Origin of the sequence: Gimesia aquarii (assembly GCF_007748195.1) — a bacterium.
Classification (GTDB): domain Bacteria; phylum Planctomycetota; class Planctomycetia; order Planctomycetales; family Planctomycetaceae; genus Gimesia; species Gimesia aquarii.
In genome coordinates, this window is the sequence record NZ_CP037920.1 from 3,919,800 (window position 1) to 3,933,111 (window position 13,312).

A 13,312-nucleotide genomic window follows, 5' to 3' on the forward strand; every position below is an offset into this window, starting at 1 on the left:
GATATGCAAGTCGGTGATCCCAATCAGGCCGACTCATTCACTTATACCCTCAGTGATGGTCAGGGGGGAACCGACACAGCGACCGTCAGCTTTACAATCGTTGCCACCAACGATGCGCCTGTGGCTTCAGACGCCAACATCGCCGCTACAGAAGATGGAGTGGCTGTCACCACCGGCATCCTGGCCTCTGATGTCGACACCGACAACGATGCCAGCACATTGACTTACAACATCGTAATGCCTCCTGCGGAAGGGACCGCCAACTCCAATGGCGATGGCACCTTTACCTTCGATCCCGGCGCCGCCTTCCAGGATCTCGCCGCCGGAGAAACACGCCAGGTCACCTTCACCTATACCGCCACCGATGCCCATGCGGCTGTCAGTAACACCGGAACCGTCACTATCACCGTCACCGGCGTCAACGATGCCCCGACCCTGGACGCCATCTCAGATCCAGCGGCCATCGATGAAACAGCAGGTTTACAAACAATCAATCTATCAGGCATTACAACCGGGGGAGGAGAATCACATCCGCTTAGCATTACCGCTACCAGTAATAATACTTCAGTAGTTTTGAATCCAACGGTCAGCTACAACCCCAATGACTCAACTGGATCAATTTCCTATTTTGCAGCCGGTGTGAATAGCGGTACTGCTACAATTACTGTGTCTGTGGTTGACGCTGGTGATGATGGTATCTTAGGAAACGTTGATGACATTACGGTTGATCAATCGTTCGTTGTTACCGTTGAAAAGAATGATACGACTTCCTCTGCCATCACCACAGCGTTAATTGATGGAGCCACTGTCGAATATACAGGCGAAATCAACGATCATCAAAATGGCTTAACTGATGTCGATCTTTACGAAATCAATCTCACTGCGGGTGATTTACTCACTGCCGATCTTGATGCTGCGTTCTTAGACGATGCTTCCGTACTCAGTGGTTTGAATGGCTACCTTCGCTTGTTTGACGCCAGTGGTAATCAACTTGCATTCAATAATGAAGCCATTGATCCCAACACAAGCGTTCAATCCAGTGACCCTGTACTCCGATTTACAGCTTCAAGTACTGGCATTTATTATCTCGGTGTTTCTGCAGGTACCAATGGCAGCTATGACGCCACACTAGAGGACAGCGGTGTTGCTGGAACAGGGGGAGCATATAAATTGCAACTGACGCTGGGAGATAATCAAGCACCAATTGCCGTAGACGATGCATACACTGTCAATGAAAACAGCAGTGCCACAACCCTCAACCTTCTGGCAAACGATTCCGATCCCGATGGAAACAACATCTCCTTTGTCACAGCAACTCAACCGTTAAACGGAACCGTCGACTGGTCTATCGATGAGCATACATCTGCTCTCACACTCACTTATACTCCAGACACTAACTTCTCTGGAACAGATCAGTTCATCTACACAATCCAGGATTCAAATGGCTTTACAGACACAGCAACTGTCACCATGACAGTTCAGTCTGATTTTGTAATAGGAACGACAAAAACATTCTCTGCAAACAAAAACAACAATCTCTATGTCAGTGCTTCGAGAGGCGTATTAGAAGGTGTGGATTTCCTCGCGGGAACGACTTTAAGTGCCACACTCGATACAGATGTCACGAACGGCACGTTAATACTCAATGCCAATGGCTCCTTCGTTTATGTTCCGAATGCAGGCTACACAGGAACAGACCAGTTCACGTATAAAATCTTTGATAATGGTATAGAAACGTCATCCGGAACCGTAACGATTAATGTTGTTTCGCTGGTCCCGGTAGACGATTCCGTCGACGTCTCCAAGAATACAACCACCTATGTGGGAGCTGCTTACCCCGTCGCAGAAGGGGAAACCGCGATTCCCGGCGTCATGGACAACGACCAGTTTGGCACAGATGCTTCAACACAAGTCGAACTGGTAACGGGACCACTACATGGAACACTGATTCTCGATTCGGACGGTTCCTTCCTTTATCAGCCAGACGATGATTATGTCGGAGCCGATTCCTTCACATACCAACTTGTCTCAGGATCTGAAACTTCAGCGACAACAGGTACCGTGACGATAGATGTGCAAAATGCAATTCCGCAGGCAGTCGATGATACTTACTCTATCGTTCATGATACCAGTTTATCTGCTTTGGATCTGATTGATTCCGAAACAGAATTACCGGTAACGCCACCAGGGGTCTTATCAAATGATACCGATGCAGATGGCGATTTCCTCGAATCGATCCTCGTCACTTCTACCACCAATGGAACACTCACATTTAACTCGGTAGGGCAATTCACATATACACCCACTGCGGGTTTTGTTGGCACTGACAGCTTTACTTATAAAGTCAGCGATGGCGTTAATGAAAGTAGTATCGGTACCGTCACCATCAATGTGACCAATACAGTTCCTGTGGCTGTTGATGATACTTATACAACCACCCACGACCAGAACTTTACGGCAGGACTTCCCGACATTTTGGGAACTGGTGAAATGGGTGAAGAAATCGTCCTGGTCGCCGGTATCGACAGCTTGATCGAAAACGATACAGATGGAGATGAAGACACACTCACAGTCAGTGTGCTGACTCTTCCAACTAACGGAACGCTTGCCTGGGAAATCGATGGTTCCTTTACCTACACTCCGAATGCAGGCTTCTCCGGAACCGATCAGTTTACCTATCAACTTTCAGATGGTGTTTCCACAAGCAATACCGCTACGGTTGTGATCAATGTGACAAATGATGTCCCTGTTGCCAACGATGACAACTTCACGTTCGAGCATGGATCGATTCTGTATGCCTTCCCACCTGCCACTGATCCCGAAGGGGGTGGAGCAGGGGGGACGGAAGAACTGCCGGATAACTGGATCGTAGCCAACACGGTCATGAGTAATGATATAAATCCGGATGATGATCCTCTGGAAGCCATTCTTGTAACCAATGTGACTTCCGGTACTTTGTCATTTAGCTCAGATGGCTCATATACCTACACAGCGAATGCAAACTTTGTCGGCACAGACAGCTTCACATATCAGCTTACTGATGGCACACAGCTCAGCAACATCGCAACGGTGACCTTTACGGTCACGAATAGTACGCCAGTCGCAAACAACGATAACTATCAAATCTTGCAAGGAAAAATGCTCATCGGTGGAGAACATAACCTCTTTGCGTCAGATGTAGGAGACCAAGGCTTAACGGTCATCCGTCAATCTCCGTTGTCAAACGATACTGATGCCAATGGAGACGATCTCACCGCCACGCTTCTGACAACAACAACGAATGGTACTCTTGTCTTTGGCGCTGATGGCTTATTCACTTACACACCCAATTCAGGATATATCGGCACCGATACTTTCACATATCAAGTCTCAGACGGATTCTCAAACAGTAATATCGCAACTGTGGTCATCGAGATGACGAATGCAGCCCCCGTTGCCACAGATGATAGCTATACTCTGCAGCATGATATCAAAGCAACATTTGGAAATAGTGTCTTAAATAATGATTCCGACTCTGATAATCAGGATCTCACGGCAGTTCTAGTCGCCGCTCCCTCAAATGGAACGATTTCCTTCTTCGGAAATGGCACATTTACTTATACTCCGAATGCCGGATTTGTCGGTAACGACTCTTTCACCTATAAAGTCACGGATGGCACTCTGGAAAGTAATATCGCAACGGTATCACTTCAGGTTACCAACGATATCCCCACCGGAAGTCCGGAATCGTTTGATGTTGCCAATAATGGCTCACTGAATGTCGGCGGAAGCGGAGGCAGAGATTCTGGTGTGCTCGCCAATGATGGAACCTCATTAGATGCTATCACAGCCACATTAACCAGTGCTCCCTCCAATGGAACCATCGATTACTTCAATCCAAATGGGACCTTCAGCTATACCCCTGAGGCAGGATTCACCGGAACTGTCACATTTACTTATCAGGTAACAGATGGAATTTCACAAAGTGATGATATTACAGTCAGCATCAATGTCGGCGCTGAAGACCCTGATGCTCCCAGTGATGCACTAAATGAAGCACTAGATAAAGTCAATGAAACTGCTGCGGAATATGATCAGGCAGTACAGGATATGGGAGAAACGCTCGCAAGTCTTGGTCAAGAATTAGCTGCTGCCCACAATGAATCCCAGGCCGTTTTGGAAGAGGAGAAAAAAGCAGCCGCTGCAGAATTTTTAGCAGCCATGAAGGTCGCGGAGGCAGCTTATCAAGCAGAAATCAATGCGATTGAAGATACCTACAAAACAGCAACCGATGCCAATAATGCCAATTACGAACAAGCGGTAGCACAAGCAGCTTCTGATTATAATGCAAGTCAGGCCACGATTAACAAAACATACAAAGATGCCATTGAGGCTGCCAATCAAACCTATAATGCCTCAATTGCAGCATCCGACCTCGCTTTCACCACTGCTGCAAAACAGGCATCTGACACATATCAGACACAATTAAGCAGCCTTGATTCCACCTATGATTCAGCGATTGCTGCATCAAATCAAGCACAAAAAACGGCCGTCGATGCTGCTAATAGTACCTACAAAACGGCAGAACAAGCGGCAGAGGCGACTTATCTCGCAGCAAAAGCAGGAGCCAAGGCACAATACGATGCCGATTTAGCCACGGCACAAGCAACCCTGGATGCCGTACTGGCGGCAAACCAGAACACCATTTATAACCCGGGATCGGCTGATTCGGATGCAACCTATCTCACTGCTTTGGGTAACGCACTGGCAGGCATACAGAGTGCTCTCAGTAGCGCCGCCGCCACTTATCAAGCGGCCGTCGATCAGGCTATCAATGTGTACAATAATGCGATTACCAGTGCCGCCAGTGACCATGCCGATGCACTGGTTGCCGCCGACACGAAACAAGCAGCTGCATATGCCGCCGCTGATGCCACATATGCGGCAACTGCCGCTGCCGAGCAGGCAACTTACGAGGCCACGGTTTCTGCCGCTGCGACAACACGAGATGCTTTGATTCAATCAGCACAAGACACATATAATTCTGAAGAATCCACGTTAGCAGACACTCGAGATCAGGAAATTCAGACGGCACAAGGTGCCTATGACGCAGCAGTTCAGGCTGCTAACGACGCCTATAACACCACTCGTGCTGCCATCGATCAACAGACAGCCACTTATATCCAAGGGGCGAAAGATGCCTACGACGCTGCAGTCACAGCAGCTGCAACAGCTTATCATAACACAATGGGGCCACTCACTGAGCAGTACGACAAAGATATCGCAGCTGCGAAAGCCATTTATGACAAAGCGGAAGCACAGGCCGCTTACGAGTTGCATCTAGCCAAGAATCGTTTTTCACCTCCCCATAATATGGCTGCACTATGGGCCGCACTACTAGCCGTTGAGAACACACCAGGCGTATCTCAGGAAACAATCTGGCAAACAAGAAAAGCTTATTACACAGCAGAAGCACATAACCTACTTGAATGGGCTAAATGGGTCGATGCGAAAAATAATACATATGTGGCAGCAGAACGAGCTGCATTCGTAACGTACACCACTACTGTAACCCCCATTACTTCGACCTTTCTCACTAAAAAGGCTGATGAAAACAAAAAGAATGCAGACGCCAAAATCAATGCAGATAATGTTTTTAATCATGATACTGCTGACTACCAAGCACTTGCAGCGGTCCAAAAACAACAAGCATTCACAACACAACAAATGGCCCTTGCCAGTGCCAAAAAGACTTTTGAAGATGCCAAGGCAGACGCGGTCTATACTTACGATTTAGGCGTTGCCGCCATCCAAAATACTTTAGATCATGATAAGATTACTGCGGAAACGGCTTATGCTCATTCTGAAGTGGACGCAGCCAAAGCACAACAACTGGCCTTGGCTGCAGCCTCCGAGCAATTACAACTTGATTATGCCAACGCTGATGTCGACTGGGTGCGTGATGTTGCAGCGGCCGACAAAGCATTTGCTGTTGCTTCCAACAACGCCTATGCCTCCGCCGCAAATGCGATACTGAGCGCACAACCCGCCTACATCAACGCTGTAATCGCCGCCAATGCCTCTGCCGTGGGTATTGTTGCTTCTGCACGTGCCGCTGCGATCATCAGTGCATCTGGCAATGATCCGGGAGTCACTGCTGTCGCCAATGCCTATGCTGCTTATCAAACCACGCAAGCGGCGCTCAAAGCAACTCAACTCTCTATAGAAGCATTGGCTCAGAATTTATATGCGAAAAATGAAGTCACCGCCTGGATGATGGCCGCGAATGCTGTCGCAGGTCAAGCAGAGCTCCAGGCGAATGCCGCAGCCGCTGCTGGCCTGGCTTGGGTCACTGACGAAGCGGCCGCCTATCGTACCCTGGCTGAAGCCAACATCAATGCGGCTGCAGCTGCTTCACACAATGAAGTGGATGCTGTAGAAACCTTTAATCGAAATGAAGCAGACAAACGGATGACTGCTGCGATGGATTCGGCAGAAAAAAATCGCGATTTTTCTAAAGCAGCAGCACAGGCAGATTTGGATCATAGTAATACGCATTGGCCTGCAGAATTGATGCGTTTTCAAAATGCAACCAATGCGGGACTTACAAAAACGCATACCGAAATCGATAAAAGTATTAAGAAATTAAAAGATGATCTGGCAGCTGAAATCAAAAAGATGAAAACTGATGTAGCTACAAATGCTGGTACCATTAATCAACCAACAACTAAGGATAAACAACTCGCCATCAAGGAAGCGGCAAAAAGAGGCGCACAAGCCCTCGTAACAGCACAATACAATTTTGACGTCGTATCAAAAAAGCCGCTCGCGGACTTTGAAAATTTTGATGGTGCGATTGCAATCGGTTTCGATTATATCTCTCCCGCTCTGGACAACACCGTCAATTTCATGACCGGCTGGGCAGATTCATTATTGTTTGGACATTTTTCAACCATCGTCGGCGAAGACTATCTCCGTTATGTTGATTATCAATCAAATGCGTATTCTGGTGGTCGCGTTGTGGGAGTCGTACATTCCTTCCTTATCGGAGGAGCAGCCGGTAATGTTGCCCACGCTGGCTGGGCATATACGGCCGCTCGTGTCTATTCTGCCGCTGGAACAGGTGTTGGAATTTATGATTCAGCCAGCAAATGGTACAATGGTGAAACATTGGACATTTGGGACTATCTCAACTTTGCGCCGGCGGTAGGAGCAATTTTGGGAAGGTTTACGAATGGTCTGGGAATCTTTGAATGTTTCGTTGGTGATACACAAGTGGTCCTCGCCGAGCATGCCCCGGGTGGATTCCAAGCACAAGTCGGCCTGGCAGCTGAAGAAGGAGAAGGCATTGAACTGCACAAAGCGGGTGCTGGCGTACTTGTGCTGATTGGCATCGTTGGAGCTGGGATACAGGTAGCCCGCAAACGGAAAAAACAATCAACCAGTTACTCAGATCTGGATCGCTTGTTCTCCACCGACGAATTCGATGAACTGATGGATGCAACTGCTCGTCAGAAAGAGGGAACGAATTCACGATTCCTGGATCAACACCAGACCAACCCACAATTCGCCTTAATGCGATCCGGCACAACAAAACCGAAAACAGACAAGAAGAGTTCAACGCTTACTATGAATCCTCAACAGTCTCTGCTGACTACTTCCTCATCGAAAATGAGTTCTGATCAGAAAGAAACTTCGATGCCCGATCCACGTCAGCCGGCTCCGACAAAGAAATCAAAAATCTCTCGACTCGCGGGGCCCATATCCTGGCTCAGCATGTTCTGCCTGCTGGGTGCTCTGGTCTTTGGCATTGGTAGCGATAAGACTGATGCGAACGCGGTGACGCACGTTAAACCGCAAATGCAGGTCACTGATACCCCCGTCAAATATAAAACCACGGCGATTGAAGATGTGAACATTGGGGAACGGCTGCTGGGCAAAAATCCGATCCAAGACGAAGTCGATGAGTTCGTACCCGACATCATCCCCAGCGAATGGCGGTTGCTGCATCTAACAATGCACAAAGCCAACGGCAAACGTCTCGACATACAGTTCCTGCGGCCGCTCGACTGGATCAAATCCAATAATGCCCAATTAGGAGCAACCATTGACCTGGATCTCCCCGAGTTCGGTGCCAAAGGTCCGGCGAAAGTCGTTTTGATCGATTCGTGCCCACTGATCAAAACGGGACCAGGGAATATTGTCACCGGGAAATTCATCCACGAATCAGACGGGAATTTAATTGATCTTAAAATCGAAGATCAACAGGAATTAACTACAGTTACATCCAACCACCGGTATTGGTCAGCCAATCGTCAATTATTCGTAGAAGCAGGTCATCTCAAACCGGGTGAACAAGTCCTGACTCTGGCGGGTTTAAAGCAAGTTATCTCAATCAATCCCCATGCAGATGACAAAACAGTATATAATCTGGAAGTCCAAGGAGAACATGTTTATTTAGTTGGATCTCTTGGGACGCTTGTGCATAATAACTACTTTAATAAAACAACTGGAACTGGAGGGTTTAATCCAGGGAAATTTTCTCCTGCCCAACGAGAAATTGTTAAAGCAAATCAACGAATAGAAAATGCTAGAGAAAATTTGCGGGTACTAGATGTACAACGAAAGAAGATTTCAGGTTCCAAACCACAAAATGCAATTGATGCACAAGGATTCTCAGAATTTACAAAAGAACGGCTAAATTCCATAGATGATGCAATTGAAGAATTAAATCGCCAAATCGGTATCGACAGTACTCTAATTGATTTACTTCTACCAGGTTAGTAGTTGGTATAATTATTTTAACGTCAATGTGTAGAATAAAATATTATAATGCCGGATAAACTGCCAGAAATGGATCCATCAAAACCATTTGGTTTTTTGTTGACTCACGCCAAATTAGATATTGAAGCTTCCTTAGATACTTATCCAAACCTCGATGTCTCAGATAAAAATACAATCGAAGAATATCGTTTTTCGGATGACAGTATTCTCAGAGTTATTTCAGAGGAAGAAATTGGGCAGATGGTAGCTCATTACTCTGTAGCGGAAACGAATTTAACTCACTCTAATCTACATATGCGTGTTGGGGCGTTATGTGTAATACAAGATAAATGGTCTGATCAAGGCTCAGTATTAGATTTCTATGAACATGCAGCTTTTGAAGATCCAATGCCTCAAGTTCGTGGTACTGCGTTTAGACTATTATCAAAAACAAAAGAGATTCATAAATCAAAATTCATAAATGTAATAGAGGACATGCTAAAAAGAAGGTTCTCTATTAGTGAAGTAATGATTCCAAAAATGTTAGCAAAGTTATGGATGGAGTCTCTTTTTGATATTTGTAATGATCTTAAATATAAACGTTATAAAGAAAATTTCAAAAATCGTAAGTTAGAATTTCTTGCTGATGAATATCTAGACGAAATGACACAAAGCCGACAAGCTTCACTTGACCAGCTTCATGGCAATGATCCAAATCTTAGGCGGGCAGCTATTATGTTGTTGTCAGAATATTGGAATCCAACCGAAGAGTTTTTCGAAGATTGCCATACAATTGCACTAACTGATATCGACAGTGAGGTGAGATGTATCGCAGTTGGTTGCTTAAACAATCACTTTAAGAAAACAAAGAATAAAAGAGTATTGCAAACACTGGCACAAATTGTTTCTGATGTCTCACAACCAAATAATCTTCGAGATATTTCTTACCAAAAAATGTTCCAAGTGAACGACATGCCCGTCTTAGAATGGCCTGTAACAAGGCACGCAATGGGAAACTACCATTTTCCCGACGATATTGATTGGTCATTCGTTAATAATTTTCTTTAACAAGCTCTTCTGATCAACCTAATAAGTCGGTGAGACAATATGCTGAAGACTATCTTTTCATTGCCCCTGAATCCCCCCCAAAAAGTAGTTTTTAATCGAACTGAAGCAGACAAAATAACGGCTGCTCAAAAAAATTCAACTAATGCACGGTACATGGACCAACGACAGGCGAATCCGCAGTTTGCACTGATCCAATCCGGCTCTCCTCCACGCGCGGCAATCAGTACGAAACCACCTTTGTTGACGAATCCGCAACAGCCGTCGATTACTGCTTCAAATCCGATTAACACTCCGACACAGAAAGGAACTTCGATGACCGATCGACGTCAACCCGCTCCGACGGAGAATTCGAAATCGTCCCGATTCACGGGGCCCTTATCCTGGCTCAGCATGTTCTGTCTATTAGGCGCGCTGGTCTTTGGCTTTGGCGCCGATAAGACCGATGCTAATGCCGTCTCACACATTGAACCCAAGACGCAAGTCACCGACACGTCGATCCCCTACAAAACGGCAGACATCAAAGATGTGAAGATCGGCGAACGGCTGCTGGGCAAAAATCCGATCCAAGACGAAGTCGATGAGTTCGTACCCGACATCATCCCCAGCGAATGGCGGTTGCTGCATCTCACAATGCACAAAGCCAACGGCAAACGCCTCGACATGCAGTTCCTGCGGCCGCTCGACTGGATCAAATCCAACGGGGCCAAATTAGGAGCAACCATTGACTTGGATCTCCCCGAGTTCGGTGCCAAAGGCCCTGCCAAAGTCGTTTTGATAGAACCGTGCCCACCAATTAAATCAGGCCCAGGAAATGTTGTTACCGGCAAATTCATCCACGAATCGGACGGGAACTTGATTGACTTGAGGATCGAAGGACAACAGGAAGCTACTACCGTTACTGCCAACCACCGCTACTGGTCAGCTGACCGACAACAATTTGTTGAAGCTGGGCATCTTAAACCGGGTGAACAAGTTAAAACATTAGCCGGGTTGAAACAAGTTGTTTCCATCACCCCTCGTTTTGGCAATGAGACCGTTTACAATCTGGAAGTTCAGGGAGAACACGTTTATCTGGTTGGTTCTCTCGGCGCTTTGGTGCATAATAATTACCCTGGAACAAGGATGGTAGATATCAGGAAACTAATCTACCCAACGAGCAGGCCATATGCTGAAGCAAAAAAACTTAATAAGTTCGGTAAATTTGATTGGGATTTGTACAAACCAATTGAAGTTATACAAAAAGGGAGAAAGATATATTTGCGCGAGGGAGTTACCCGTGTAGAAGCTGCTCTTAGACGAAAAGATGCTCTCGGTGATCCAGATCCGATACTACAGCTTCCTGCAATATTTCTTCCCAATTAACTTACTAAGGAAGGAGTACATATGATTGAACTTCTAGATGAACTTCAAAAACTTTATATTCGATTATTACATACTGGGCTCATCGAAATCAAGACAGCATCTGAATTGGATCAAAAGGAATGGCTTAAAGCTGAGATTAATTTCTTACATAACATTCCAAGCTTGCTAAACGAAACTAACATTCAAAGACATCGTTACTTTTGGGAAAAAGAGCGGCCGTATTACTTAGAAAGAATCGAAGAACTTAATCTGGATGAAGAGATCAGGATAATGTCTTTTTATGATAACATTTTGCAAGAGATGGAGCCACTTATGCTGAAAATGTTTAGACAGGAAAATCAGACTGGTGATAAATAAACTTATCATTGTCCTCAATAAATTTCTTACCGAGCTGAGCAGAATAAAGTCAAGACATTTAAAATTTCTGTTCTTAGAATAAACTAAAGGACATTGCCTTTAGTTTATTACATCATAATAGCCACTGACGACTTCATAATCTTATCCTATATAGAGGATCTTCGATGTTTGATCGACGCCAACAGACTACAATCAACGCCTCTAAGGTTTCTAGTTTGATCGGCCCCTTATCCTGGCTCAGTATTTTCTGCTTGCTGGGGACTCTGGTTTTCCTCTTTGGTGGTGATAAAACAAACGCCACACCAACCACAAGTACCACGCCAGAAATTCAATTCACGGATACTCCCGTCAAATATAAAACCGCCGCGATTGAAGATATCCAAATTGGCGAGCGGCTGTTGGGCAAAAATCCGATCCAAGATGAAGTCGATGATTTCGTACCCGAGATCATCCCCAGCGAATGGCGGTTGCTGCATCTCACCATGCACAAAGCCAACGGCAAACGCCTCGACATGCAGTTCCTGCGGCCGCTCGACTGGATCAAATCCAACGGGGCCAAATTAAGAGCAACTATTGACCTGGATCTCCCCGAATTCGGTGCCAAAGGACCAGCCAAAGTCGTTTCGATAGAATCGTGCCCGTCGATCAAATCGGGCCCCGGCAACGTCGTCACCGGAAAATTCATTCACGAATCAGACGGCAACCTGATCAACCTGAGAATTAAAGGCCAGAAAGAACCAACCACCGTCACCGCCAACCACCGCTAATGGTCTGCTGACAGAAACGAATTCGTCGAAGCCGGGCATCTCAAACCGGGTGAGCAAGTACAAACGTTGGCCGGCTTAAGGCAAGTAGTTTCCATCAACCCCCGCGCCGGTAATGAAACCGTTTATAATCTCGAAGTTCAAGGAGAACATGTTTATTTAGTTGGTTCTCTGGGAACGTTGGTGCATAATAATTATAGAGTATTCAGGGCTGTTGGTGTTGATGAATACGCTCATGCCTTAAACACAGGTAAGTTTAGTCAAGGAAAAAATGCTCTTATGGGTAAATGGTTTTCAGATTCGCTCGAAGGAGCTACTAGACATGGAGATGCTTTGCATGGTCCTGGGAAATTTAAAATTCTTGGTGCAGATATCACTGATGGTACTCCCACATTTATTCCTCCTGGCAATAATCTAGATGGTTTTGGTCCTTCACGGTACTTTGAACTAGATGCTCTTGAAGGTATTATTCCACTACCTATCAAATAAGTAATTACAGTGATGAATGAACAACTCAAAAAAAATGCAACCGTCTATTGGTTACGAGAAGATGAAGGAGGAAGAAAAAACATTCCATCTGTACCAAAATTAGTCGCGCCTGCTTCGGTAGATGGTCCTCAAGGATCTGTTGATGCTTCCTGGAGTCTTGTCATAGAAATGGAAGACCAGCCTGTAATGGATAGAACCCAAATAGTAACAATTCATTTTCTTGTGCCGGAAGCGCCTAGCCATTTATTGGTTAAAAATGCTGAGTTTATTATGTTTGACGGGCCTCGTGCATTTCTTAAGGGACAGATTTTAGATTAGCTGAATATTATTTCAAACTCTCCATAATAATATCGCGTTTTATCAGCATTTTGTCTGTTCGCTGTATAAAGAAAAATAACTTGCTCTGTAACAAAGCTGAAAAAAGATGTCAGGCACTTTTTATTTGCTTTGGCGTGCTTATGCTTCATTGGATTCGCTACGTTGATGACGGAATCACGTACATTTTTCGTCCTAATGGTGAATTTTGGACA

7 protein-coding genes are annotated in these 13,312 nt (G+C 45.7%); all 7 read left to right on the forward strand.

Annotated elements, in window-relative coordinates:
- The first annotated feature begins 3 nt into the window (after positions 1-3).
- The 7 genes from V144x_RS28400 (at position 4) to V144x_RS15215 (ending at position 13,100) form a co-directional block, all read left to right on the forward strand.
- The gene (locus V144x_RS28400) at positions 4-8,763 is read left to right on the forward strand and encodes an Ig-like domain-containing protein (protein WP_232102535.1); all 8,760 of its coding nucleotides are present in this window, start codon (positions 4-6) and stop codon (positions 8,761-8,763) included.
- A 48-nt stretch (positions 8,764-8,811) separates the two neighbouring features.
- Positions 8,812-9,810, forward strand: coding sequence for a hypothetical protein (locus tag V144x_RS15190; RefSeq protein ID WP_144985983.1), 999 nt, complete (start codon positions 8,812-8,814; stop codon positions 9,808-9,810).
- Between the two features lie 153 nt (positions 9,811-9,963).
- Positions 9,964-11,172, forward strand: coding sequence for a Hint domain-containing protein (locus V144x_RS15195; RefSeq protein WP_144985984.1), 1,209 nt, complete (start codon positions 9,964-9,966; stop codon positions 11,170-11,172).
- 21 nt (positions 11,173-11,193) lie between these two features.
- Complete coding sequence (locus tag V144x_RS15200; protein WP_144985985.1) at positions 11,194-11,529, forward strand: hypothetical protein; 336 nt, start codon at positions 11,194-11,196, stop codon at positions 11,527-11,529.
- Positions 11,530-11,693: 164 nt separating this feature from the next.
- A complete protein-coding gene (locus tag V144x_RS15205) occupies positions 11,694-12,296 on the forward strand; it encodes a hypothetical protein (RefSeq protein ID WP_144985986.1) in 603 nt (200 codons plus the stop codon).
- A 66-nt stretch (positions 12,297-12,362) separates the two neighbouring features.
- Positions 12,363-12,782 (forward strand): hypothetical protein, encoded by a 420-nt coding sequence (locus V144x_RS15210; protein ID WP_144985987.1) that lies wholly within the window; start codon positions 12,363-12,365, stop codon positions 12,780-12,782.
- Between the two features lie 12 nt (positions 12,783-12,794).
- Positions 12,795-13,100, forward strand: coding sequence for a hypothetical protein (locus tag V144x_RS15215; RefSeq protein WP_144985988.1), 306 nt, complete (start codon positions 12,795-12,797; stop codon positions 13,098-13,100).
- Positions 13,101-13,312 lie beyond the last annotated feature (212 nt).